This window comes from Motiliproteus sediminis, assembly GCF_017912535.1.
Classification (GTDB): domain Bacteria; phylum Pseudomonadota; class Gammaproteobacteria; order Pseudomonadales; family Balneatricaceae; genus Motiliproteus; species Motiliproteus sediminis.
Genome location: NZ_JAERQK010000004.1, coordinates 251,611 through 276,281 on the forward strand (window position 1 = coordinate 251,611; position 24,671 = coordinate 276,281).

Annotated in this window: 26 protein-coding genes, 1 other RNA gene and 1 pseudogene; 24 read left to right on the forward strand and 4 right to left on the reverse strand. The window is 60.2% G+C overall.

Translation table 11 applies throughout. The features are described 5' to 3' along the window. The first annotated feature begins 165 nt into the window (after positions 1-165). From rplM to JJQ76_RS10285, 7 genes are all read left to right on the forward strand, one after another. Positions 166-594, forward strand: coding sequence for a 50S ribosomal protein L13 (gene rplM / locus JJQ76_RS10255; protein WP_210396721.1), 429 nt, complete (start codon positions 166-168; stop codon positions 592-594). Between the two features lie 12 nt (positions 595-606). Next, complete coding sequence (gene rpsI / locus JJQ76_RS10260; protein WP_210396722.1) at positions 607-999, forward strand: 30S ribosomal protein S9; 393 nt, start codon at positions 607-609, stop codon at positions 997-999. 235 nt (positions 1,000-1,234) lie between these two features. Next, positions 1,235-1,834 carry a ubiquinol-cytochrome c reductase iron-sulfur subunit gene (petA, locus tag JJQ76_RS10265; RefSeq protein ID WP_210396723.1) on the forward strand — a complete coding sequence of 200 codons (600 nt, stop codon included), beginning with the start codon at positions 1,235-1,237 and terminating at the stop codon, positions 1,832-1,834. Beyond that, positions 1,834-3,093, forward strand: a complete 1,260-nt coding sequence (locus JJQ76_RS10270; protein ID WP_210396724.1) for a cytochrome b — start codon at positions 1,834-1,836, stop codon at positions 3,091-3,093. Before petA ends, JJQ76_RS10270 begins: the two co-directional genes overlap by 1 nt. Beyond that, entirely contained in the window at positions 3,093-3,827 is a 735-nt protein-coding gene (locus tag JJQ76_RS10275; RefSeq protein WP_210396725.1) for a cytochrome c1, read from the forward strand. The genes JJQ76_RS10270 and JJQ76_RS10275 overlap by 1 nt, the downstream gene beginning before the upstream one ends. Positions 3,828-3,929: 102 nt before the next feature. Then, a complete protein-coding gene (sspA, locus tag JJQ76_RS10280) occupies positions 3,930-4,556 on the forward strand; it encodes a stringent starvation protein SspA (RefSeq protein ID WP_210396726.1) in 627 nt (208 codons plus the stop codon). A 98-nt stretch (positions 4,557-4,654) separates the two neighbouring features. Next, positions 4,655-5,056, forward strand: a complete 402-nt coding sequence (locus JJQ76_RS10285; protein ID WP_210396727.1) for a ClpXP protease specificity-enhancing factor — start codon at positions 4,655-4,657, stop codon at positions 5,054-5,056. Between the two features lie 57 nt (positions 5,057-5,113). Here JJQ76_RS10285 and JJQ76_RS10290 read toward each other — a convergent pair whose 3' ends face one another. The 4 genes from JJQ76_RS10290 to JJQ76_RS10305 are packed head-to-tail and all read right to left on the reverse strand — an operon-like array spanning position 5,114 to position 8,456. Continuing rightward, the gene (locus tag JJQ76_RS10290; protein WP_210396728.1) at positions 5,114-5,680 is read right to left on the reverse strand and encodes a BON domain-containing protein; all 567 of its coding nucleotides are present in this window, start codon (positions 5,678-5,680) and stop codon (positions 5,114-5,116) included. Then, positions 5,680-6,270 carry an SIS domain-containing protein gene (locus tag JJQ76_RS10295; RefSeq protein WP_210396729.1) on the reverse strand — a complete coding sequence of 197 codons (591 nt, stop codon included), beginning with the start codon at positions 6,268-6,270 and terminating at the stop codon, positions 5,680-5,682. Before JJQ76_RS10295 ends, JJQ76_RS10290 begins: the two co-directional genes overlap by 1 nt. 12 nt (positions 6,271-6,282) lie before the next feature. Continuing rightward, a complete protein-coding gene (locus JJQ76_RS10300) occupies positions 6,283-6,630 on the reverse strand; it encodes a YraN family protein (protein ID WP_210396730.1) in 348 nt (115 codons plus the stop codon). Then, the gene (locus tag JJQ76_RS10305; protein WP_210396731.1) at positions 6,627-8,456 is read right to left on the reverse strand and encodes a penicillin-binding protein activator; all 1,830 of its coding nucleotides are present in this window, start codon (positions 8,454-8,456) and stop codon (positions 6,627-6,629) included. Before JJQ76_RS10305 ends, JJQ76_RS10300 begins: the two co-directional genes overlap by 4 nt. Positions 8,457-8,509: 53 nt before the next feature. Here JJQ76_RS10305 and rsmI point away from each other — a divergent pair, with 53 nt between their 5' ends. The 17 genes and pseudogenes from rsmI to JJQ76_RS10390 form a co-directional block, all read left to right on the forward strand. Then, the gene (rsmI, locus tag JJQ76_RS10310) at positions 8,510-9,352 is read left to right on the forward strand and encodes a 16S rRNA (cytidine(1402)-2'-O)-methyltransferase (protein ID WP_210396732.1); all 843 of its coding nucleotides are present in this window, start codon (positions 8,510-8,512) and stop codon (positions 9,350-9,352) included. A gap of 42 nt (positions 9,353-9,394) precedes the next feature. After that, positions 9,395-9,749: RNase P RNA component class A (gene rnpB, locus JJQ76_RS10315), an RNA gene on the forward strand. 128 nt (positions 9,750-9,877) lie between these two features. Then, positions 9,878-10,084 (forward strand): DUF2061 domain-containing protein, encoded by a 207-nt coding sequence (locus JJQ76_RS10320; protein ID WP_210396733.1) that lies wholly within the window; start codon positions 9,878-9,880, stop codon positions 10,082-10,084. 289 nt (positions 10,085-10,373) lie between these two features. Beyond that, on the forward strand, positions 10,374-10,829 hold the full coding sequence (gene mraZ, locus JJQ76_RS10325; protein ID WP_210396734.1) for a division/cell wall cluster transcriptional repressor MraZ: 456 nt from the start codon (positions 10,374-10,376) through the stop codon (positions 10,827-10,829). 11 nt (positions 10,830-10,840) lie between these two features. After that, complete coding sequence (gene rsmH, locus JJQ76_RS10330; protein WP_210396735.1) at positions 10,841-11,776, forward strand: 16S rRNA (cytosine(1402)-N(4))-methyltransferase RsmH; 936 nt, start codon at positions 10,841-10,843, stop codon at positions 11,774-11,776. 7 nt (positions 11,777-11,783) lie between these two features. Next, entirely contained in the window at positions 11,784-12,113 is a 330-nt protein-coding gene (ftsL, locus tag JJQ76_RS10335) for a cell division protein FtsL (RefSeq protein ID WP_210396736.1), read from the forward strand. After that, positions 12,110-13,810 carry a peptidoglycan D,D-transpeptidase FtsI family protein gene (locus JJQ76_RS10340; protein WP_210396737.1) on the forward strand — a complete coding sequence of 567 codons (1,701 nt, stop codon included), beginning with the start codon at positions 12,110-12,112 and terminating at the stop codon, positions 13,808-13,810. Before ftsL ends, JJQ76_RS10340 begins: the two co-directional genes overlap by 4 nt. Position 13,811: 1 nt before the next feature. Further along, positions 13,812-15,290 carry a UDP-N-acetylmuramoyl-L-alanyl-D-glutamate--2,6-diaminopimelate ligase gene (locus tag JJQ76_RS10345; RefSeq protein ID WP_246480543.1) on the forward strand — a complete coding sequence of 493 codons (1,479 nt, stop codon included), beginning with the start codon at positions 13,812-13,814 and terminating at the stop codon, positions 15,288-15,290. After that, positions 15,287-16,645, forward strand: coding sequence for a UDP-N-acetylmuramoyl-tripeptide--D-alanyl-D-alanine ligase (locus JJQ76_RS10350; RefSeq protein WP_210396738.1), 1,359 nt, complete (start codon positions 15,287-15,289; stop codon positions 16,643-16,645). Before JJQ76_RS10345 ends, JJQ76_RS10350 begins: the two co-directional genes overlap by 4 nt. Before the next feature lie 2 nt (positions 16,646-16,647). Continuing rightward, positions 16,648-17,730, forward strand: coding sequence for a phospho-N-acetylmuramoyl-pentapeptide-transferase (gene mraY / locus JJQ76_RS10355; RefSeq protein ID WP_210396739.1), 1,083 nt, complete (start codon positions 16,648-16,650; stop codon positions 17,728-17,730). An 11-nt stretch (positions 17,731-17,741) separates the two neighbouring features. Further along, entirely contained in the window at positions 17,742-19,088 is a 1,347-nt protein-coding gene (murD, locus tag JJQ76_RS10360) for a UDP-N-acetylmuramoyl-L-alanine--D-glutamate ligase (protein ID WP_210396740.1), read from the forward strand. Next, positions 19,085-20,266 (forward strand): putative lipid II flippase FtsW, encoded by a 1,182-nt coding sequence (gene ftsW, locus JJQ76_RS10365; RefSeq protein ID WP_210396741.1) that lies wholly within the window; start codon positions 19,085-19,087, stop codon positions 20,264-20,266. The genes murD and ftsW overlap by 4 nt, the downstream gene beginning before the upstream one ends. Next, a complete protein-coding gene (gene murG, locus JJQ76_RS10370) occupies positions 20,263-21,351 on the forward strand; it encodes an undecaprenyldiphospho-muramoylpentapeptide beta-N-acetylglucosaminyltransferase (RefSeq protein ID WP_210396742.1) in 1,089 nt (362 codons plus the stop codon). The genes ftsW and murG overlap by 4 nt, the downstream gene beginning before the upstream one ends. Before the next feature lie 28 nt (positions 21,352-21,379). Further along, positions 21,380-22,795, forward strand: coding sequence for a UDP-N-acetylmuramate--L-alanine ligase (gene murC / locus JJQ76_RS10375; protein WP_246480564.1), 1,416 nt, complete (start codon positions 21,380-21,382; stop codon positions 22,793-22,795). A 5-nt stretch (positions 22,796-22,800) separates the two neighbouring features. After that, positions 22,801-23,748, forward strand: coding sequence for a D-alanine--D-alanine ligase (locus tag JJQ76_RS10380; protein ID WP_210396744.1), 948 nt, complete (start codon positions 22,801-22,803; stop codon positions 23,746-23,748). A 17-nt stretch (positions 23,749-23,765) separates the two neighbouring features. Continuing rightward, positions 23,766-24,518, forward strand: a complete 753-nt coding sequence (locus JJQ76_RS10385; RefSeq protein ID WP_246480565.1) for a cell division protein FtsQ/DivIB — start codon at positions 23,766-23,768, stop codon at positions 24,516-24,518. A gap of 11 nt (positions 24,519-24,529) precedes the next feature. Further along, positions 24,530-24,671: pseudogene (locus JJQ76_RS10390) on the forward strand (cell division protein FtsA); the annotation flags it as partial.

Sequence of the window (24,671 nt, forward strand, 5' to 3'; positions counted from 1 at the left end):
CGTCCGTTTTTGGTAGGCCGGTTTGCCTGCCGCGGTAATCAAGGTATGTAAGTTGTCACGTCAAACCGACAGCCGTCGATAGAATGCGGTCTGAGGTGTGGCAACCAATAACTATAGGAAACGCCGGGTTCTTAGAGGCCCGGGGAAGACTTAAAGGTCATACACATGAAAACTGTTAGCACTAAGCCCGCTGAAGTAAAGCGCGAGTGGTTTGTTGTTGACGCAGAAGGTAAAACTCTGGGCCGTCTGGCTACAGAGATTGCCCGTCGTCTGCGCGGCAAGCACAAGCCCGAGTACACCCCGCACGTTGACGCGGGTGACTACATTGTTGTGATCAATGCGGAAAAAGTTCGCGTGACCGGCAACAAAGCACAGGACAAAATGTACCACCGTCACACCGGTTATCCGGGTGGTCTGCGTTCCATGAACTTCAATCAGCTGATCGACCACGCCCCTGAGCGTGTTCTCCAGTCAGCGGTAAAAGGTATGCTGCCCAAGGGCCCTCTGGGTCGTGCCATGTTCACCAAGCTGAAGGTGTACGCCGGTGGTTCTCACCCGCACGCAGCCCAGCAACCTCAAGAACTGAACGTTTAAGGAAGGCGGATAATGTCCACTACTCAATACTACGGTACCGGCCGTCGCAAGACCTCCACTGCCCGTGTCTTCCTGAAGCCGGGCACAGGCAATATCGAAATCAACAAGCGCTCTCTGGAGCAGTACTTTGGTCGTGAAGTTGCGCGCATGATCGTGCGTCAGCCGCTGGAACTGACTGAAACTGCCGAGAAGTTTGATCTGTACATCACCGTTGAAGGTGGTGGTAACTTTGGTCAGGCTGGCGCCATTCGTCACGGTATCACTCGTGCGCTGATGCAGTACGACGAAACACTGCGTCCGGTGCTGCGTAAAGCGGGTTACGTTACCCGTGATGCGCGTGAAGTTGAGCGTAAGAAAGTCGGTCTGCGCAAAGCACGTAAGAAGCCGCAGTTCTCCAAGCGTTAATTTCGCTGGAATATTACGAAAAGCCCGCCCAGTTGCGGGCTTTTTTGTGCCTGGAATAGGGTTGTTCCTTAGTATGATGCAGTGCAATAAAAGAGCTGCTCTCACTTGCCAGAAATGGCTATTCCCTATAGAATCTCGGCCATTTTGTAATCCTTGAATTCATGTCTTTGAATCATTGCGGCCCAGCGGGGGGAGTTGTTTTCCCTGTGGTGGTCGGTAAATGGGAGAAACCTTGATGAGTACTGAAGGCGTAAACAATGGACGCCGTCGCTTCCTGGTTGCTTCTACCTCCGCGATTGGAGCAGTAGGGGCGGTCGGTGCAGCGGTGCCATTTGTAGCTTCATGGAATCCCAGTGCAAAGGCTAAGGCTGCCGGTGCCCCCGTTCGGGCGGACATCAGCAAGCTGGAGCCGGGTCAGCAGATGATCGTAGAGTGGCGCGGTAAGCCGGTCTGGGTCGTTCGTCGTACCAAAGAAGCGCTGGCGAACCTTGAGAAGCTGAACGACAAAGTTGCCGATCCGAATTCCGAGAAAGATCAGCAGCCGAGTTACATCCCCAAGACCGCTCAGCGCTCGCTGAAACCGGAGATTGCGGTGATGACCGGTATCTGTACTCACCTGGGTTGCTCTCCTACCTATCGTCCTGAAGTGGCTCCGGCTGACCTGGGTGATGACTGGCTGGGTGGTTTCTTCTGTCCCTGTCACGGTTCCAAGTTCGACCTGTCCGGACGGGTTTACGCTGGCGTTCCCGCGCCGACCAACCTGGTGATCCCGCCGCACTCCTACGAGGGCGACAATGTGCTTGTCATCGGTATCGATCCTGAGGGGGCTGCATAATGGGAAATCCTAATCGAAGCAAGGCTGAAAAAGGCCTGATGCGCTGGATCGATGATCGCTTCCCCGCTACCCAGATGTGGGAAGAGCATCTCAGCAAATACTACGCACCGAAGAACTTCAACTTCTGGTACTTCTTCGGCTCACTGGCGCTGTTGGTGCTGGTTAACCAGATCGTGACCGGTATCTGGCTGACCATGAGCTACAACCCCTCAGCGGAAGGTGCCTTCGCTTCCATTGAGTACATCATGCGTGATGTCGAGTACGGCTGGTTGCTGCGCTATCTGCACTCCACCGGTGCGTCTGCGTTCTTCGTGGTGGTTTATCTGCACATGTTCCGTGGCCTGATGTACGGCTCTTACCGCAACCCGCGTGAGCTGATCTGGATCTTCGGTATGGCCATCTACCTGCTGCTGATGGCAGAAGCCTTCATGGGTTACCTGCTGCCCTGGGGTCAGATGTCTTACTGGGGAGCCCAGGTTATCATCTCGTTGTTCGGTGCCATCCCCTGGATCGGTGAAGACCTGCAGCAGTGGATTCGTGGTGACTACCTGATCTCCGGCATCACCCTGAACCGCTTCTTCTCGCTGCACGTCATCGCCTTGCCGATCGTGCTGCTGGGTCTGGTTGTACTGCACATCCTGGCGCTGCATGAAGTGGGCTCCAACAACCCTGACGGTGTTGAGATCAAGAAGAACAAGGATGAGAAGGGTATCCCGGTCGATGGTATTCCTTTCCACCCCTACTACTCGGTGAAAGATATCGTCGGTGTGGTGGTGTTCCTGTTTGTCTTCCTGCTGGTGGTGTTCTTCTTCCCTGAGGGTGGTGGTTACTTCCTCGAGAAGCCCAACTTCGAACCGGCTAACCCGCTGAAGACGCCCGAGCATATTGCCCCGGTATGGTACTTCACTCCCTTCTACGCCATGCTGCGTGCGGTGACCTACCCGCTGTTCGGTGTGGATGCCAAGTTCTGGGGTGTTGTGGTCATGGGTGCCGCGATTGCAATCCTGTTCGTGCTGCCCTGGCTGGACAAGAGCCCGGTTAAGTCGATCCGCTACAAGGGCATGATCTCCAAGGTGATGCTGCTGGTATTCGCGGTCTCCTTCGTGATCCTGGGTGTGCTGGGCGCATTGCCGTCTACTCCGGGCCGCACTGTTGTGGCTCAGATCACCACCACCCTGTACTTCGTGTTCTTCCTGGCGATGCCGTGGTACAGCAAGATCGACAAGACCAAACCGGTTCCTGAGAGGGTGACAGGCTAATGAAAAAGCAACTGATTGCGATGCTGTTCGCACTGCTGCCGATGACCGTCTGGGCAGCCGGTGGTGCGAACGTACACTTGGAGCCTTTCGAGGCGAATCTGGCAGACAAAGAGTCTCTGCAGCGCGGCTTTAAGCTGTTTGTTGAGAACTGTCTCGGTTGTCACTCCGCCAAGTATCAGCGCTACGAGCGTTCCGCTGATGATCTGGGCATGGACAAGGCCGTGGTTGAGGCCGAGCTGCTGCGCGGTGATCACAAGATCGGTGATCAGATGACCATCGCCATGGACCCGAAAGACGCCGCTGCGTGGTTCGGTGCGCCTCCGCCCGATCTGACGCTGGAAACCCGCCTGCGCGGTTCCGCTTGGGTGTACACCTACCTCAAGAGCTTCTACGTTGATGAATCCCGTCCCTGGGGTGTCAACAACAAGGTGTTCAAGGATGTAGGTATGCCTAACGTGCTGCAAGGCATGCAGGGTGTTCAGGTCTGTAAAGGCGAGCACTGCGAGGAGCTGGAGCTGGTTAAGGCCGGTTCCATGTCCGCCGAAGAGTTCGATAAGGCGATGTACGACCTGACCAACTACATGACCTACATGGGCGAGCCTTCCAAGATGATGAGCGACAAGATCGGCAAGTATGCGCTGATCTTCCTGGCCATTCTCTTTGTCTTCGCATACCTGCTGAAGAAAGAGTACTGGAAAGACGTCTACAGTGGCTCCTGGCGGGAGAAGCACTGATACAGCAGCCTGTCTGAAGGTTCAGACTACTGCTCATATGCTGCGCGGCCGTAAGGCCGCGTACGCGTTTCTAACTTGAAAGTAATAGCCAAGGGGATATCCATGGGCGTAATGGCAAAACGTTCCTCAATGACCTTTTTTTCCGATGGCCTGAGTCATTACAGCCATCGTGTCCGCATCGTGCTGGCAGAGAAAGGTGTGGCGGTCGATATCATCGATAGCGACCCGAACAATCCGCCGGAGGAGCTGGCTGATATCAATCCGTATAACAGTCTGCCGACGCTGGTCGATCGTGAGCTGGTGCTGTTCGAGCCCAATATCATGATGGAGTACCTCGACGAGCGCTTTCCGCATCCGCCGCTGTTGCCGGTCTATCCGGTGGCGCGGGCTGAAAGCCGGCTGTTCATCCATCGCATCGAGAAGGACTGGGGTCAGTTGATCGAAACGATCCTTACCTCGCTGGACGATGATGCGGTTGAAGAGGCGCGCAAGACGCTGCGTGAGAGTCTGGTGGCGATCGCACCGATCTTCGCCGAGAAGCCGTTCTTTATGAGTGACGAGTTCACGCTGGTGGATTGCTGCATGGCGCCGCTGTTGTGGCGGCTGGAGCAGCTCGGTATTGAGCTGCCGGGGCAGGCTGGCAAGCTGATCCAGGCTTACATGGATCGCCTGTTCGAGCGTGATTCGTTCCAGGCCAGTCTCTCTGAAGCGGAAAAAGAGATGCGATAAGCCGCAAAAGCGGTCAGGATAAGGGGGATGCGAAGACATCCCCCTTTTTTTATCGATATAATCGCAATGGAATTAGCGTCAGTCCGCGGAAAGTGTCTATGACCCCAAGTCGTCCTTATTTGATTCGTGCGCTCAACGAGTGGATCAATGATAACCACAGTACTCCCTATATCGTTGTCGATGCCGGAGTGCAGGGTGTGGAAGTGCCGCAGGAGTACGTCAGCGACGGCCAGATAGTGCTGAACGTGTCGATGAGCGCGGTAAAGGAGCTTGCCATTACCAATGATGCGGTGTCGTTCAGTGCGCGTTTTGGTGGTGTGCCGATGCAGGTGTATATCCCTATCGTTGCGGTGCTTGCGATCTACGCCAAGGAAACCGGCCAGGGGATGAGCTTTGGGCGTGAGCCCGGGGCACCAGAGCCGCCGACCCAGCCGCAACCGCCCAGGCAGAGTGACCAGAGCAAGAGCAAGGGGCGACCCTCGTTGAAGGTTGTGAAGTAATCAAAAGGACATAAAAAACGGCGCAGGGCGCCGTTTTTTTATGTCCTGAAGAGGCGGTTAGTCGACGTATTCAAACATCTTCACCACTTTTTGTACCCCGCTGGTGCCGCGCGCCACTGCTACCGCATGGTCCGCGTCGATGCGGCGCACCAGTCCCAGCAGGTAGACGACGCCGTTCTCGGTCACCACCTTGATGCTGCCCGAGTCGAGGTTCTTCTCTGCCAGCATCTTGGTCTTGAGCTTGGTGGTCAGCCAAGCGTCATTGGTACGAACGATCGCAGAGGTTGGGCCCGAGACGGTCAGTTCATTATGCACCACGCGCACCTTGCGCACCTCGCGCACGGTTTTCTCTGCCAGTTGGCGAGCCTGTTCGGTGGCCACCTGTCCGGCCAGCAGCACCACGCCGTTGTAACTGACCACGCTCAGGTGTGCGTTTTTGAGTTGTTCGCTGACCTTGTTGAGATTTACCAGCGACTTGGTTTCAATGATCTCGTCGTCGATAAAGCTGCCGGTGGTGCGGCTGGTGGGGTTCTCTTCGATCGGGCTTTCCGAGGTTGCGTCAATGACAGTGGCGCAGCCGCCCAGCAGCAGGGAGAGGCTCAGGGTCAGTACGGGTAGCTTCATTATTCCATTCCACCAAAAAGTTGAAATTCGACCAGGTCGCAGAGGCAGTGAATGATCAGCAGATGACTTTCATTGACCATCGCGGCTGCGTCTGACGGAATCCTGATCTCGATATCGTCCGGCTGTAAAAGTGCGGTGAGGTCGTCTTGGTCGCCGGTTAACGCCACCACCACCATCTCGCGATCATGGGCGGCTTGTACCGCCTGAATCAGGCTGGCAGAGCGTCCGTTGGATGACAGCACCAGCAGCACGTCGCCGGGCTGGCCGAGAGCCCGTATCTGCTTGGAGTAGATATCGCCAAAGTGGCTGTCGGCGGCGATGGCTGTAAGGCTGGCACTGTCGGCGCTGAGTGCCATTGCCGGAAGCCCCGGGCGTTCATGCTGGTAGCGATTGATCAGCAAGGCGCTGCAGTACTGTGCCAGCGCGCCGGAGGGGCCGTTGCCGCAAGTGAGGATTTTGTTTTCGCTGATCAGGCTGTGAAACAGCTGCTGCGCCGCCAGTTCGATCTGCGGCGCATACTCCTCAATCACGTGGGCCTTGAGATCCAGGCTGGTGTGAAAGTGCTCAATCAGTCGTTGTTGCAGGTCCATGCACGGTCTCGTTCAGCTGTCGATGGCGTTCTTTATCCAGACCCAGTCTGCGGCGCCGTCACAAGCCAAGACATCAAAGCGGCAGGGTGGGTTCCGCCGTCCGGCATGTTTTTGCAGATAATGCTCGGCAGTTGCGACCAAGCGCTGCTGTTTGCGATAGTCCACGCTTTCTGCGGCGCTGGCGAATCCGCGGGAGCGGCGAAAGCGGACCTCGACAAATACCAGGGTGTTCTGGTCGCGCATGATAAGGTCGATCTCACCGCGAGGGCAAAAATAATTGCGTTCCACCGGGGTCAGGCCGGCGGCGATCAGATAAGCCTCGGCGAGCTGCTCCTGCTGCTGTCCCTTACTGCGGCTCATTGTCCGCTCTGTTTGCGCACGCGGCCGTTACGAAAAGTCGCCCACTCCAGCGAGCGCAGAACTTCGCCGTTGGCATCGACTTGCAGGTCGCCGCTGAGGCCACTGAGGTGGGTGCCCGGCAGGCTCTGCAGTTGGGTCAGGTAGGGGGCGAGCCGATAGGCATCGGCGCCGAGCGCGTAGAGGCGCCCAAAGCGGCTGCTCGAGTCCTTGCGTTGCCGCTCGATATCAGCGCGCAGGGGCAGGTCGTCGTCAAGCACCCAGGGGATGTCGCTGAACAGAACGCCGTCCAGATCGCGGTCTCGCTCGGGATTGGGCTGGCCGCTATAGACGTGCGAGGTGGCGTACACCGGCAGGTCGCCAGCGAAGTGGAACGCCAGGGTCGGTTTGATTTGGCGGGCATCTTTGTTGAGCGCGGCCAGAAACAGAAAATCGACATCCTGACGCCGGCGGGTGTCGAACTCGATCTTTTCGCCCAGCAGTTGGCGCAGTTGATCGGCCCGCAGCTCGCTTTGATCCACCGCCAGCAAGCGGCTGATGCGGGTTGAGTAGTCGCTGTCGCCGGTAAAGCGTTCGCTGTCGGCGACGATGCCGCCGAGGCTTTGCCACTCGTTGCGGAAGGTACGCAGAATACGGTCGCCCCAGTTTGTGGTCGGGGTCAGGGTGAGGGCGATGCGGTGACCGTCCTGCCAGGCCTGGCGGGCGGCCTGGCGTGCTTCGTCTTCGCCGCGCAAGCCAAACTGGTAAAGATCGGCGGCGATGCTGTTGTGGTCGACATAGTTCATCCCCAGCGTGGTGATGCCCAGCAGCGGTTTGTCGGCCAGTTGGTTGAGCTGGTCTTTATCCAGCGGACCGACAATGAGGTCGATGCCGCGCAGCTCTGCCTGCAGATAGAAGGTGCCCAGGTTGTCGATCTGTTCGCTGTCGAAAAAGCTGATTAGCGGGGCCGAGCGCCCCCGTTGCCGGGCGCGATAATGGGCGGCCATGAACCCCTCTATCAGTGCGCGTGCCGGCTCGGCCAGTTTGCCGCTCTGGGGCAGGAGTACGCCGATATGGCGCGGCGGTTCTGCTTGCAGTTCGCGCAGCGGGGCCAGCGGCTGCGGCAGGTGGCTGGCCGCGGGGTGCAGGCTCCAGAGGCTATGCCACTCGTTCAGCTGCTCGCTGGTCTCGAGAATGTCGGCGTCCGGGCGCCGCATCAGTTCGCTTAGCTCCAGCCAGCCCTGGGTCAGATAGTCGTTTTGCTGGCCCAGCAGCTCGTCGATGGTGCTGTCGTCCAATCGCAAAAGCTGCTGCCAGATGTGATCGGACAGCGCTTGTTGCTGATCGTCGCTAACCTGCTTGCTTTGTTGGATCAGGGCCAGGGTTGAGGCTTTGATGTCGCCCAGCTGATTGAGGCCTGCCGCGCGTAATTCGGCCAGGCGGGCCTGATCCGTGCTGGTGAGCAGCTCCGGCGACTGGATTCGTTCGAGCCAGTCGAGGGCTGCTGCCGGTTGTTGGTTGGCACTGCTGAGCTCGCCCTGCAGCAACCACAGCAGTTGTTGCTGGGCATCGCTCAGCAGTAGCGGGTTTATCTGGCGGAGCAGCGCTTCGGCCCGATCCTGCCGCTCTTCAGCGATAAGACGCTTGGCAGCCTCTAAGGTATACTGCGCCCTTGCCAGCGGCGGAGCGGTCTCCGCCTGCAGTAGCAGTTGTTCGATTTCGCTCAGCTCACGGCCGCTGCCGGCGTCTGTCGCGGTATCGGTCGGCGGCCGCTCCGGCCCGGGGGCGCAGCCGATCAGCAGACTGCTGAGCAGGGCCAGGGTGATAACAATTCGCGTGTTTTTAATCATTAGACAGTGTCGGTGCGCCATGGTGGTGTGGTGACGGTCTCTCGCAGGGTGCCATGTCAGAAGCAGCTCTATATATAGTCGCAACCCCGATTGGAAATCTCGGCGATATTACCGCCCGGGCGCTGGATGTTCTGCGCTCGGTGCAGCTGATCGCCGCGGAAGACACCCGCCACAGTGCGCGCTTGTTGCAGCACTTTGGTATTGAAACGCCGATGTGGGCGGTTCATGACCACAACGAACGCGGGCAGGCGGATAGAATACTACAGCGTTTGAAGGGGGGTGAAAACATCGCCCTGATCTCCGACGCCGGTACTCCGTTGATCTCTGATCCCGGCTTCTATCTGGTGCGCACGGTTAGAGAGGCCGGGCTCCGGGTGGTTCCCGTGCCGGGCTGTTGTGCGTTGGTCACGGCGCTCTGTGCCGCAGGGATCGCCACTGACCGTTTTCGCTTCGAGGGCTTTCTGCCAGCCAAGGTGCAAGCCCGGCTTCAGCGCCTGGAGTCGCTGGTGGCAGACACCGCGACGCTGGTTTTCTACGAGTCTCCTCACCGTATTCTCGATTCGCTGGCGGCTTTGCGTGATGTGTTCGGAGGAGAGCGTTACGTGGTGCTGGCGCGGGAGCTGACCAAGACCTTCGAGACCATCCATGGGGATTCGCTTGATCAGCTGATTCCTTGGGTGGAGCATGATGCCAATCAGCAGCGCGGTGAGTTTGTGTTGGTGGTGCAGGGTGCGGAAGCACCGGCGGCCGATGATTTGGATGGTGACGCGTTGCGGGTACTGGAGGTGCTGCTCGAAGAGTTATCGGTGAAGCAGGCGGCGGCGCTGGCCGCCAAGCTGACAGGGGTAAAGAAGAAGCTGCTGTATCAAGAAGCGCTGCGCCTGAAAGGCGAATAGTCCGCTTGGCAAGGCGCGGGCTTGCGCGTACCATTGCCGCCCAGAGTCCGCCGGACAGTCGCTGTTCCGCTTGCGGGATGGAGGAAAGTCCGGGCTCCACAGGGTAGAGTGCCAGGTAACGCCTGGGGGGCGCGAGCCTACGGCCAGTGCAACAGAGAGCAGACCGCCTAAGCGCGACTTCGGTCGCGCCGGTAAGGGTGAAAGGGTGCGGTAAGAGCGCACCGCGTGGGTGGCAACATTCCACGGCACGGTAAACCCCACTCGGAGCAAGACCAAATAGGGATCCATTGGCGTGTCCCGCGCTGGATCCGGGTAGGTTGCTTGAGGCTTGCGGCGACGCAGGTCCCAGATGAATGACTGTCCACGACAGAACCCGGCTTATAGGCGGACTCTGACTTTTTCTGTCGATGGCGGTGGTCAATAGGCTGGCGCTATCGTTTATTTCGGATAAATTGATTTCCTCTTTGTTTTTGGTGCGCCGATACTGGGCTCATGCCGATCCGCATGACCGCAAGGAGGGCTCAGATGGCGAAGACAATCAGTTTTGCGCTGCTCCATTTTACAGTCGCGTTTACCGTAGGTTACCTGATGACTGGCAGTGTGCTGGTCGGTGGAACCATCGCCCTGGTGGAACCTGCGGTCAATACCCTGGCGTACTATTTTCACGAACGCTTCTGGAAGCGTCGCGAGCAGGCCGGTAAGGACGCTGATGCAGCGACAATCTCCGTCTGAATGTTGATGGGGCGGGTTGCTGGGACTGCAGCCCGCTCAAAATATTCTCATGCGCCGTTCTCTCTGCGGCTCTCTTCGGCATCCCCTTTGCGGGTGCTAATTCGCTGTTTTCTGGATACCTCTTGCTGTTCATTCCTCATCTTTCTTCGGTGCTGCATGTGAGCGGCTAATGCGCTGGGTCATGATCCCCGTCGTTAGTGGCTCAGGGTGGGGAAAAGTGGTAGTTGGCTATGCCAAGTGTGCTATAGTGGCAAAAAGTGGGTAATTGTGGGTAATTTTGGCGGCAGCGATGTTTAGGGGCGTAAATCCAATCAACCTCGACGCGAAGGGACGGATGGCAATACCCACCCGTTACCGGGAGCGTATTGCCGAGCGTTGCGAGGGGCAGATGGTCGCCACTATCGATACCGAAGCTCGCTGTCTGCTGCTTTATACCCTGCCTGAGTGGGAAGTAATTCAGGCCAAGATCGAAGCGCTGTCCAGTTTCAATGCGGAAACCCGCCGTATCCAGCGCCTGTTGATTGGTCACGCGACCGATCTTGAAATGGACGGCAGCGGGCGATTGCTGTTGCCGGCGCCGCTGCGCGACTATGCGGAACTGGACAAGAAAGTGGTGCTGCTCGGACAGGGCAAAAAGTTTGAAATCTGGAGTGAGGCGCTGTGGACGCAGACTCGGGATGCCTACCTGCAAGAAGTTGAAGGCGGTGGGGTCATGCCGGAGGAGCTGCAGTCGCTGTCGCTATGAGGCAGTGATCAATGAGTAACGAATTCAAGCATATTACGGTGTTGCTCGAGGAAGCGGTCACGCAACTGATCACTGACGCGGACGGTTTTTATATCGACGGTACCTTTGGTCGAGGTGGTCATAGCCGGTTGGTGCTGAGCCAGCTGGGTCCGAACGGTCGTCTGATGGGCATCGACAAAGACCCCGAGGCGATCAAGGTGGGGCGGCTGATAGAAGAAGGGGACAGCCGCTTTTCGATCGAGCACGGCTCTTTTGCCGTGCTCGATCGCTTTGTTGCCGAACGTGATTTGACCGGTCAAGTCGATGGCGTGCTGCTGGATCTGGGGGTCTCCTCTCCGCAGCTTGATGACGCTTCGCGCGGGTTCAGTTTTACCCAGGATGGTCCGCTGGATATGCGCATGAATCCGGATGCTGGCGAGAGTGCGGCGGAATGGATTGCGCGTGCAGATGAAAAAGAGATCGCCGATGTGTTGTACCAGTACGGCGAAGAGCGATTCTCCCGGCGGATGGCGCGCGCCATTGTGGCAGAGCGCGAGAAATCACCCATTGTAACCACCGCCAGGCTGGCTTCCATTGTGGCGGCGGCAAACCCCAAATGGGAGAAAGGCAAGCATCCGGCGACGCGGGCGTTTCAGGGTATTCGAATTCACATCAATCGCGAGCTTGAAGATCTGGAAAGCTGTCTGCAGGCCGCACTGGAGGTGCTCAAGGTGGGTGGGCGGCTGGTGGTAATCAGCTTCCATTCTCTGGAAGACCGCATCGTAAAACGCTTTATGCGGGATCAGGCGCGTGGCAAGCCGGTGCCGCCGGGGTTGCCGGTGACGCAGGATATGCTCGGGCTGCGCCTCAAGCTGGTGGGTAAGCCGGTCAAAGCGGGTGATGACGAAGTGACCTCCAATGTACGTGCGCGCAGCGCAATCATGCGCGTGGCGGAAAAGATTGCGTGAGGGCGGGATGGTAAAGCTGAATCTGGATCGACTGCGCAAGCTAAAGTTCGGGGTGATGCCCGAGCTTGGCGCGTGGTCGGTGCCGGCGGGTTCGGCGCTGTTCGTCATGGTTATTCTGTCGGCTCTGGCGGTGATCTATAACGCCTACCACTATCGCCTGTTGTTCAATGAGCACCAGCAGCAGTTGCAGCAGCGCGACGGCTTGCAGGTGGAGTGGGGGCAGTTGCTGCTGGAACAAAGTGCGCTGGCGGCACACAGCCGGATCGAGCGGGCGGTGACGCGCAAGCTGGATATGTACGTGCCGGCACCTCATGAAATCGTGGTGGTTAAGCCATGAGCGCCGCACCCTCTCTACCTTATACCTGGCGCTTGCGGCTGATTCTGGTGCTGCTGCTGGCGATGGCCGCTGTGGTTGTCAGCCGGATCGTGTATCTGCATCTGCTGGAGGATGAGTTTCTGCAGGGGCAGGGTGATGCGCGCAGTTTGCGGGTGGTGGAGATTCCTGCCCACCGCGGCATGATTCTGGATCGTCATGGTGAGCCGCTCGCAGTCAGTGCGCCGGTTGAAAGTCTGTGGCTCAATCCGCAGGAGTTCGACGCCACTACCGAACAGCAGCGTCGTTTGGCACGGGCGCTGGACCTCCCCTTCGTGCGTTTCAAATCTCAGCTGGAGCGTAATGCGGACAAGCAGTTTCTTTATCTGCGTCGCCATATGACGCCGCAGGAGGCTGAGCGGGTGCTGGCGATGCGGCTGCCCGGGGTGTACAGCCAGAGCGAGTACAAGCGCTACTATCCGGCCGCCGAGGTGGCGACTCATCTGGTGGGCTTTACCAATCTTGATGGTAAAGGGCAGGAGGGTATGGAGCTCGCCTATGACGACTGGCTTCGCGGCGAGTCGGGTCGCAAGCGGGTGCTCAAGGATCGTCTGGGTCGCACTATCAAGGATATTCAGGCGATCAGCGATGCCCATCCGGGTAAGGATATCACCCTTAGCATTGACCTGCGGTTGCAGTATCTGGCTTATCGCGAGCTCAAGGCCGCGGTGCAGCAGCATCGCGCCAAGTCCGGCTCATTGGTGGTGCTGGATGTGCGTAGCGGTGAGGTGCTGGCGATGGTGAACCAGCCTTCATACAACCCCAATGACCGCTCGACGCTGGAAGTGGCGCACCTGCGTAACCGGGCTACGACCGATACCTTTGAGCCGGGCTCTACGGTGAAACCGCTGACAGTCGCCGCGGCCATGGCAAGCGGTCGCTATAGCGCCAGCAGTGAGGTCAACACCAGTCCCGGCTATCTGCGCATTCGTAATGCCACCATTCGTGATCACCGTGATTACGGCGTGCTCGATCTGGCGCATATCATCAGCAAATCGAGCAACGTCGGCGCCAGCAAGTTGGCGCTGAGCCTCGAAGAGGACGCAGTGCGCAATCTGTTCTTCAACGCGGGTCTGGGGCAGGCGACCGGCACCGGTTTCCCCGGCGAGCGAGTCGGTACCCTGCCGCACTTTTCACCCAAGCGCACGGTCGAACGTGCGGCGATGTCTTACGGCTATGGTCTGGCGGTGACGCCGTTGCAGCTGGCGCAGGCGTATCTCCCCTTTGCAACCGGAGGACTTAAGCGCCCGTTATCGTTGCTGAAGGTAGAGGGGCCGGTAGCCGGTGAACGGATCATGCCGACGCGGGTGGCAGGCGATGTGCTGCGCATGATGGAGGGGGTCACCCTCAAAGGGGGAACCGGCACGCGCGCTCAGGTGCCGGCGTTCCGGGTTGCCGGCAAGACTGGTACCTCGCACAAGGTTGGCAGCAACGGTTACGAAGACGATCAGTACGTGGCGGTGTTCGCCGGCATTGCGCCGGTGGAGAACCCCCGCTTTGTGGCGGTGGTGATGATTGACGAGCCGCAGGGCGAAAAGTACTACGGCGGTGAAGTTGCTGCACCGGTATTTTCACGGGTGATGGCGGGCACACTGCGATTGATGAATGTGGCCCCGGACAAGATGCCGGCGCCGCTGGAACAACAACTGGCCTGGAACTGAGATGAATCAGCCGGACTACCGAATGCGCTTGGATGAACTGCTGCCAGAACTGGCGGCGGGCGCATCCTGGTGTGCGCAAGAAGTCACAGGCCTTACCAACGATAGTCGCCGGGTTCAGCCCGGTGACCTGTTTTTAGCCTGCCGTGGCGAGCGTTTTGATGGTGCTGCCTTTATCGATGCAGCGGTGGCCGCAGGCGCAGTGGCGGTAGTGACCGACGGCGGTGCCGGCGGCGAGGTGGGCGTGCCGGTTATGGTGCAGCCTGACTTGGCGGTGCATCAGGCTGAGCTGGCGGCGCGTTTTTACCGTCAGCCCGGTGATGAGCTCGACCTGATCGCCATTACCGGTACCAACGGCAAGACCTCGTGCTGCCATTTTATTGCCCAGGCGCTGGCCGCCATGGGTGAGGCTCCGGCGTTGATCGGCACCAACGGTTACGGCTTTTATGGCCAGTTAGAAAGCGCCAGCCATACCACCCCGGACGCAATTCGTTTGCAGCAGCTGTTGGCCGGCTTGCGCGACCGCGGCGCGCGTCAGGTGGTGATGGAGGTGTCGTCCCACGCGCTGGAGCAGCAGCGGGTCGCGGGGCTGCGTTTCAGCCAGGCGGTGTTTACCAATCTCAGTCGTGATCACCTCGACTATCACGGCACAATGGAGGCCTATGGCGCTGCCAAGGCGCGTCTGTTCCATGAGTACGGTGTTACCCGGGCGGTGGTTAACCGCGATGACCCCTTCGGCCGTACGCTGCTGGCCGGACTCGGCGACGAAGTGCAGTCGATCAGCTACGGCCTGGATAACCCGGGTGAGGACGGGCTGAGCGTCGAGGGTTTCTCCCAGACCGCCAGTGGTATCGCCGCGGTGATCCGTTACGGCGAGCAGCGTTGCACGCTGGAGAGCGCGCTGATCGGCCGTTTCAATCTGCTCAACCTGCTGGCGGCTGCCGGGGTGTTGCTGGGGCGCGGCCATGCGTTGGCTGCGGTGGTCGAGCAGCTGGCGCAGTTGCAGGGTGTTGCCGGGCGAATGGAGAGCTTCCATCAGCCCCACCGCCCGCTGGTGGTGGTCGACTATGCCCACACCCCGGATGCGTTGGAGAAGGCGCTGCAGGCGCTGCGCGGTCACTGTCAGGGGCAGCTGTGGTGTGTGTTTGGGTGCGGTGGCGACCGGGATCGGGGCAAGCGGCCGCAGATGGCGGCCGTGGCCGAGGCAGCGGCCGATCGCCTGGTCATTACCAGCGACAACCCACGCAGCGAGGAACCGCAGGCGATTATTGAGGATATATCTGCAGGGCTGAAACGATCCGGGCGGGTCGTGGTCGAAGCGGACCGGAGTCGCGCCATCACTTACGCCGTCACCCATGCCGAGGCGGGTGATGTGGTGCTGGTGGCCGGTAAGGGACACGAGGATTATCAGGAGATCAGCGGCGTGCGTTACCCCTTCAGTGATGCGGATCAGGTGCGACAAGCACTGGGAGGTGCGGCGTGATCGGTCAGTGGCGTCTGAGTGATCTGCGCGAGGCGCTGCAGGGCGAGTGCCGCGGTGACAGCGAGTTTGCGCGGGTCAGCACTGATACCCGGCAGTTAGTACCCGGTGACCTGTTTGTGGCGCTTAGCGGTCCTAACTTTGACGGCAACCGCTTTGTTCCGCAAGCCGCTGCGAGCGGGGCCTGCGCGGCGGTAGTCACTGACTGGCAGGCGAGCGAGTTGCCACAGCTGCGGGTTGCCGATACCCAGCAAGCGCTGGGGCAGCTCGGAGCGCTCAATCGGTCGCGTTTTCAACATCCGCTGGTGGCGGTGACCGGCAGCAGTGGCAAGACCAGCGTTAAGGAGATGTTGGCGGAAGTGTTGCGAACCCGTGGTGTTGTTCATGCCACGCGCGGCAATCTCAATAATCATATCGGTGTGCCCTTGACGCTGCTGGAGCTGGACGATGCCCATCGCTATGGCGTGATCGAGCTGGGGGCCAGCGCCGCTGGTGAAATCGCCTACACCGTGGGGTTGACTCGTCCGCAGGTGGCCATTCTGAACAATGCCGGTGGTGCCCATCTGGAGGGCTTTGGCAGTCTCGAAGGGGTGGTGCGTGCCAAGGGCGAAATTTTTGATGGGCTCGATAGCGATGGCGTCGGGGTGGTGAACCTTGATGACCCCCATGCAGAGGTATGGCTGGAGCAACTGCGCGGCAAACGCGCTCTGACCTTCAGTCTGAAAAGTGCGGCCGCAGATCTGTTCGCCAGTCATCTGGAGCCCGGCAGTGACGGTTGCTACCGCTTCGTCCTCAACACCCATAGTGATCAGGTAGCTGTGGCGCTGAGCGTGGTCGGTCGACACGCGGTGAGTAACGGGTTGGCGGCTGCGGCTGCGGCCTTTGCTTTGGGGTTCACGCTGGCGGAGATCGCGACGGGGCTGGAACGCTTTGTCGGCGTGCCGGGGCGACTGCGGGTTATGCGTGGTCGCGGCGGGGTGCGTTTGATTGATGACAGCTACAACGCCAACCCCGAGTCGGTAAAAGCGGCGGTGCGGGTGCTGGCAGATCTGCCCGGCCCACGTGTGCTGGTGTTGGGCAATATGGCGGAGCTGGGCGCTGACAGCGAGGCGCTGCACGCGGATATCGGTCGCTATGCGGCCGCTCACGGGGTGAATCAGCTGGTGGCCGTGGGTAGGCTCGCGGCTAATGCGGCGCACGCCTTTGGCGCTGATGCTCCCTGCTTCGATGATTGCGCCGCGGCATCTGCCTGGCTCCAAAACACGATTAGCGACGACAGCGTGGTTCTGGTGAAGGGGTCCCGGAGCGCTCACATGGAAGATGTTATCAAGGCCCTGTTCGACGAGGAAAACCGTTAACCATGCTACTGCTCCTGGCGGACCTGTTATCCAACTACATCAGCGGCTTCGCTGTGTTCCAGTACCTGACCCTGCGCGGCATTCTGGGGGTGTTGACGGCGCTGACCCTGTCAGTGCTGTTCGGCCCCATGATGATTCGCAAGCTGCAGCAGTATCAGATCGGTCAGGCGGTGCGCGACGACGGGCCGCAGACCCACCTCAGCAAGGCCGGTACGCCCACCATGGGTGGGGCGCTGATTCTGGTGTCGATCGGCATCAGTACCCTGCTGTGGGGCGACCTGTCCAATAAATATGTTTGGATCGTACTGCTGGTGACGCTGGTGTTCGGTGCTGTCGGTTGGGTTGACGATTACCGCAAGGTGGTGGAGAAGAACCCGCGCGGGCTACCCGCGCGGTGGAAATATCTGTGGCAATCGGTGGGCGGTATCGGTGCGGCGGTGGCGCTCTACCTGACGGCGTCTGGCCCGGCCGAAACCCAGCTGATCGTGCCCTTTTTCAAGAACATCGCCATCGATATGGGGCTGTTCTTTATCGTGTTTACCTACTTTGTCATCGTCGGCAGCAGCAATGCGGTCAACCTAACCGACGGGCTCGATGGTCTGGCGATCATGCCGACGGTACTGGTCGCCGGTGCGCTGGCGATCTTCTGTTACGTCTCCGGGCACGTGAAATTCGCCGACTATCTGCAGATCCCCTATATCGCCGGTTCCGGCGAGTTGATCGTGTTCTGCGGTGCCATGGTGGGCGCGGGCCTCGGCTTTCTCTGGTTCAACACTTACCCCGCCCAGGTGTTTATGGGCGACGTCGGTGCGCTGGCGTTGGGTGCGGCGCTCGGCGTGGTGGCGGTGATCGTACGCCAGGAACTGGTGCTGGTGATCATGGGCGGCGTGTTTGTGATGGAGACGGTGTCGGTCATTTTGCAGGTGGGGTCGTTCAAACTCACCGGGCGGCGGATCTTCCGCATGGCGCCGCTGCATCATCACTTTGAACTGAAGGGCTGGCCGGAGCCGCGGGTGATCGTGCGCTTCTGGATTGTCACCGTCATTCTGGTACTGGTGGGTCTGGCGACCCTCAAGATTCGATAAGGGCCAATGCGATGCTGATCGGTAGCGACCAATTCACACTGATTGTCGGTCTGGGCAAGACCGGGATGAGCTGTGCGCGCTATCTGGCGGCTTCTGGGGCGCGCTTTGGCGCCGTGGACACCCGTATTGCTCCGCCCAATCTGGCCGAATTTCAGCGCTTGTACCCGGAGGTGCCGGTCGAGTGTGGCCCGCTCAACGCGGATACCCTGAAGAGCGCCAGTCGCTTGGTGGTCAGCCCCGGGGTGGCGCTGGCGGAGCCTGCGATTCAGGCAGCTGCGGCTGCCGGTGTTGAGCTGCTGGGCGATATCGATCTGTTCTGTCTGGCGGTGAAGGCACCGATCGTGGCGATCACCGGCTCCAACGCCAAGAGCACGGTCACCTCGCTGGTGGGCGCCATGGCTGCTCGTGCCGGCGTGGATGCGGGCGTGGGCGGCAATCTGGGTACGCCGGTGCTGGATATGCTGGAACAGGGCGAACAGGCTCTGTATGTGCTTGAACTTTCGAGTTTTCAGCTGGAAACCACCGAAAAACTGCGGGCCGAGGTGGCAACGGTGCTGAACGTCAGTCCTGACCACATGGACCGTTATGCCGACCTGTCGGCCTACCATCGGGCCAAGCAGCGTATCTACCGCGGCTGTCGTCAGGCGGTGTTCAATCGTGACGATACCCTGACCCAGCCACTGCTGCCGGATACCGTGCCGCAGACCAGCTTTGGCCTTGGCCAGCCCGATCTGGGCGCCTTTGGCGTACGCGAGCATGAAGGCGCATCCTGGCTGGTCCGAGGGCTGGAGCCGCTGATGCCGCTGGCGGCGATGAAGATGCGCGGCCAGCACAATGTGGCTAACGCACTGGCGGCGCTGGCGCTGGGGCAGGCGGTAAAGTTACCGATGGACGCTATGCTCGCGACTCTGCGCGAATTTGCCGGTCTGCGCCATCGTTGCCAGTGGGTGCGGGCGTTGGACGGGGTGGATTATGTTAACGACTCCAAGGGCACCAATGTCGGCGCTACGCTGGCGGCGATCAACGGCCTTGGTCCTGATTGTGCCGGTAAGCTGATTCTGATCGCCGGCGGCGACGGCAAAGGTGCGGCCTTTGACGACCTCAAGCAACCGATGGCGCAGTATGGCCGTGCGGCGGTGTTGATCGGAACCGACGCGCCACGCATTGATGCCGCCCTTGACGGTGCCTGCCAGGTCGTCCAGAGCGAGAGTCTGGCTGCCGCGGTCGGTACCGCGCGCGCACTGGCGCAACCCGGTGATCTGGTGTTGTTATCGCCAGCCTGTGCCAGCTTTGACATGTTCAAAGGGTTTGAAGACCGCGGCGATCAGTTTGTGGCCGCGGTGGAGGGGTTGCGATGAACCTGCCTCTATCGCTGCCCTGGTTCTCCCGCGCCAGCGCCGAGGTGCGCACTCCCGGTGCCTTTGATCCCTGGCTGCTGTTCAGTGCCTTTACCCTGATGGTGTTGGGCGCGCTGATGATCACGTCTGCCTCGATGGAGGTGGCGGATGTCAAATACGGTTCGCCTTTCTATCACGCCGGCAAGCACATGGTGTTCATGCTGATCGCGCTGGTGTTTGGCGTTGCCGTTTTTCTGGTGCCAATGTCCTTGTGGCAGCGTACCGGGCATTGGTGGTTGCTGGCAGGATTCCTGCTGCTGGTGGCGGTGCTGATTCCCGGAATTGGTCGCGAGGTCAACGGCAGTATCCGCTGGATTCGGCTTGGTCCGATCAATATTCAGGCCTCCGAATTGGCCAAGCTGTGCGTCATTGTCTACATCGCCGGTTATCTGGTGCGCCGCCTCGACGAGGTGCGTACCCAGTGGAGCGGCTTTATCAAGCCGATGTGCGTGGTGGGAGTGTATGTCGGCTTGCTGCTGCTGGAACCGGACTTTGGCGCCGTGGTGGTGATGACCTGCACCGTGCTGGGGATGATCTTTCTGGGCGGCATGAAGCTGGGGCAGTTCCTGCTGGTGGTGCTGGGTAGCTCGATTTTGGTGGCGTTGATTGCGGTGGCCGAACCCTACCGGATGCAGCGTTTGACCTCGTTCATGAATCCCTGGGCGGACCCCTTTGGCGCCGGATATCAGTTGGCGCAGGCGCAGATCGCCTTTGGGCGTGGTGAGTGGTTTGGCTTGGGATTGGGGAACAGTGTACAGAAGCTGTTTTACCTGCCGGAAGCGCATACCGACTTTGTGTATTCGGTGCTGGCGGAAGAGCTGGGCCTGATCGGTGCGCTGACGGTGGTGGTGCTGTTTGCCATCCTGGTGGTGCGAGTGTTTGCCATCGGGCGCCGGGCTGAGGAGCTGGGGCTGCGCTATCAGGCCTACGTGGCCTACGGCATCGGGCTGGTATTTGCCGGTCAGGCGCTGATCAACATCGGTGTCAATGTCGGCGTGCTGCCGACCAAGGGACTGACCCTGCCGCTGGTGAGCTACGGCGGCAGTAGCCTACTCGTGTCGTTGGGGATGCTGGGTTTGTTGTGTCGCATCCATATCGACAGCAACGAAGCCGAGCGCGAGTCGGAGGAGGATGCATGAGTATGCATGCTCCGACCGTACTGGTGATGGCCGGCGGTACCGGTGGTCATGTGTTCCCGGCGCTGGCCACGGCGCACGAACTGCAGCAGGCCGGCTACCGGATCGAATGGTTGGGAACCGCCGCCGGTATCGAGGCCGAATTGGTGCCGGCCAACGATATTCTGTTGCATCGAATCAGCGTGGCGGGGCTGCGGGGCAAAGGCAAGCTGGGGCTGCTATTGGCCCCCTTTAAACTGTTGCGCGCAACCTGGCAGGCGCTGGCGGTAATCCGCCGGGTAAAGCCGGTATGCGTGCTGGGCATGGGTGGCTTCGCCAGTGGTCCCGGAGGATTGGCCGCCTGGCTGCAGCGGGTGCCGCTGTTGATTCACGAGCAGAACGCCATCCCGGGGATGACCAACCGTGTCTTGTCGCGGTTGGCTACGCGGGTGATGGAAGCGTTCCCGGGCGCGTTTGAGGCTTCCGCCAGGGCGCTGGCCACCGGTAATCCCATTCGCAGCTCCATCATGGCGCTGCCTGCGCCGGCGGAGCGGTTTGCCGGGCGCAACGGCCCCCTCAAACTACTGGTGGTGGGTGGCAGTCTGGGTGCCAAGGCGATCAACGACTGCGTACCGGAAACCCTGGCCGCGCTGGAGCCGGAGCAGCGGCCTGAGGTCTGGCACCAGACCGGCAAGCGCAATCTGGACGAGACCCAGACCCGTTATCGGGAGTTGGGAGTGGAGGCGCGGGTGGTGCCCTTTATCGATGATATGGACGCTGCTTACGGTTGGGCCGATCTGGTGCTGTGTCGCTCCGGGGCGTTGACGGTCAGTGAGCTGGCTGCAGCCGGCGTGCCGTCGCTGCTGGTGCCGTTTCCGTTTGCGGTGGATGACCACCAGACCGCCAACGCACGCTATCTGGCCGACGCTGGCGCGGCGGTGCTACTGCCGCAGCCGCAACTGAACGTGCAACGTCTGAGTGCGTTGCTGAATCAATACAACGATCGTGATCGATTGCTGGCGATGGCCGGCAAGGCGCGTGAACTGGCTCACCCCCAGGCCACCGCGACGGTTGCTCAACAATGTCGGGAGTGTGCCGGTGAAAGCTAAAACGCCAAAACGATATGAAGTCCCCGAGATGCGCCGCATCCGCTGTATCCATTTTGTCGGTATCGGCGGGGTGGGAATGTGCGGTATTGCCGAGGTGTTGCTGAACCAGGGCTATGCCATCAGTGGCAGCGATATCCGCGAGTCGGCGGTTACCGAACGGTTGAAGGGCTTTGGCGCCACCATTCATATCGGTCACCGGGAAGACAACATCTGCGGTGTCGACGCGGTGGTGGTCTCCAGTGCGGTCGGTGAGGAAAATCCCGAGGTGAAGGCTGCCCGGGATCAGCGGGTACCGGTGGTGCGTCGGGCTGAGATGCTGGCCGAGTTGATGCGTTACCGGCACGGCATCGCGGTCGCGGGCACCCACGGCAAGACTACCACTACCAGCCTGATCGCGTCGGTACTGACCCAGGGCAAGCTGGACCCCACCTATGTGATCGGTGGCCGCCTGACCAGCGCCGGTACCAATGCGAAATTGGGTGAAAGTCGCTATCTGGTGGCGGAGGCGGACGAAAGTGATGCCTCCTTTCTGCACCTGCAGCCGATGGTGGCGATTGTCACCAACATCGATGCCGACCACATGTCCACCTATGGCGGCGATTTTAACGTGTTGAAAAAGACCTTCGTCGACTTTCTCCACAACCTGCCGTTTTACGGTTTGGCGGTGATGTGCACCGATGATCCGGTGGTCTGCGAGATACTGCCGCAGGTGAGTCGTCCGGTGATTACCTACGGTTTCAATCAGGATGCTGACTTCCGCGCCGTCGATGTTCGCCAGGAGGGGATGCGAACGCACTTTCGTGCCTTGCGCCCTAATGGTGCCGGCGAGCTGGAGGTAACCCTCAATATGCCGGGCGAGCACAACGTACTGAACGCCCTGGCAACCATTGCGGTCGCCACCGACGAGGGGATTGACGATCAGGCCATCATCGATGGCTTGAGCGGTTTCGAAGGTGTCGGCCGCCGCTTCCAGATTCAGGGTCACTTCCCGATCAGGACCGCCGCGGGCGAGGGTGAGGTGATGATGGTGGATGACTATGGTCACCATCCGCGCGAAGTTGGAGTCACCCTGCAGGCGATCCGTGCCGGCTGGCCGGACAAGCGTCTGGTAATGATCTATCAGCCCCACCGCTACAGTCGTACCCGTGATCTCTACGAAGATTTTGTCCAGGTGCTGTCCGGTACCGATGTGTTGCTGCTAATGGATATCTACCCCGCCGGTGAAGAGCCGATTCCGGGGGCTGATGGGCGCAGCCTGTGTCGCAGTATTCGTCAGCGTGGTCAGGTGGATCCGGTGTTCATTGAGCGCGGCGAAGATGTCGCCAAAGTATTGCAAAACATCCTGCAGCCCGGCGATCTGCTGTTGACCCAGGGCGCCGGTGACATCGGCGGTCTGTCCAATAGTCTGGCGGCGCGTGGTCTGCAACCGGAACAGGAGAGCTAAGCAAGATGCAGATTTTGCCCAGTGAGCGTTCGCCGGCATCCTTTGGCCGGGTCGCGGTACTCATGGGGGGGAACTCCTCCGAACGTCCGGTATCGCTGAACAGTGGCAAGGCGGTATTGGCGGCGCTGCAGCGCGCCGGGGTTGATGCCTTTGGTATCGACCTGTACGGCGACGACGGCAGCGCCAACCCGATGGCGCAACTGCAGGCGCAGCCGATCGATATCGCTTTTATTGCCCTGCATGGTCCCGGTGGCGAAGACGGTACTATTCAGGGGGCATTGGAGATGCTGCAGATCCCCTATACCGGCAGCGGGGTGATGGCCTCGGCGCTGGGGATGGACAAGATGCGCTGCAAGCAGCTGTGGAGCAGTTTGCAGCTGCCGTCCCCGCCCTATCGTTTGCTCAGTAGTAGCTCGAACTGGGATGCCATCGCCAAGGCGTTACCGTTGCCCGCAATGGTCAAACCGGCTCATGAGGGGTCGAGTATCGGCATGGTGCGGGTGGAAACGCCCGAGCAGCTGGCATCGGCGTACGACAGTGCCTCCGGCTATGACTCCTGCGTGTTTGCCGAACGCTGGATCCAGGGGCGCGAGTACACCGTGGCGATTCTGGACAATCAGGCGCTGCCGGTAATCCGGCTGGAAACGCCTCACCAGTTTTACGATTACGACGCCAAGTATCTCGCCAATGACACCCGTTACGACTTTGACACCCTGCTTGACGAGACGCAGACGGAGGAGATCAAGTCGCTGGCGCTGAAGGCGTTCAGCGCTGTGGGCTGTCGTGGCTGGGGCCGGGTCGATCTGATGCAGGATGCCGAGGGGCAGTTCTGGCTGCTGGAGGTCAACACCAGCCCGGGCATGACCGATCACAGCCTGGTGCCGATGGCTGCGCGTGAGGCCGGGCTGAGTTTTGAGCAGCTGGTGGTGAAAATATTGGCGAGTGTGGGCTGACGGTGTCGTTAGTGGCTATGGCTGATAGTCCGGCAGAGCCGCCGGCGATGCGGTTGAGCTGGTACGGCGTATTGGTGGCGCTGCAGGTGCTGCTGCTGCTGTTGTGCGTGTGGTTACTGCGCGGGGTTTTTGAGCGCTGGGTTAACGCACCGATGGAAGAGGTTCGGGTGAGCGGCACCCTCCATCAGGTGGCCGGAGAATCGATCCAGCGACGGCTGATGGCCTATGCCGGTACGCCCTACATCGAACTGCCGTTAGCGGCGATTCGGGCCGAACTGGAAAGCGACCCCTGGATCGATCGTGTCGATCTGCATCGTCGCTGGCCCCAGACCCTGGCGGTCGAGGTGCATGAGAATCGTCCGGTAGCGCGCTGGGGTGAACGGGGGCTGGTGAACGAGCGCGGGGTAGTGTTTGAGCCGCCGCAGGTCGCCGGATTTGAGCGGCTGCCGCTGCTGCGGGGTGGCCAGGGGCAGGCGCTGGAGATGATGCGCCAGTACCGTAACTTTACCCAGTTGTTGCGTCCGCTGGGGTTGAAAGTAACGGCGTTGTCGATGGAGGCGCGTGGCGCCTGGACGCTGACGTTGGATAACGGCATCGAATTAAGGGTAGGGCGCGGTAAGACGTTGGAGCGGATGGAGCGTTTTACGCGTATCTACACCGCCCAGCTAGAGGACTATGTTGATCGCATCCGTGCGGTTGACGTGCGCTACACCAACGGGTTGACGGTAACCTGGAATGAACCGCCGCGGCGCCTGGATGCCGCGAAGTAGTGAGCTGAAGGATGGTAATGGAGCACAACAACATGATCGTGGCTTTGGACATCGGCACCAGCAAGGTGGTGGCGCTGGTGGCGGAAGTGGACGTCGACGGTCGGATCGAGGTGGTGGGCGTAGGTTCACACCCGAGCAAAGGGCTGAAGCGCG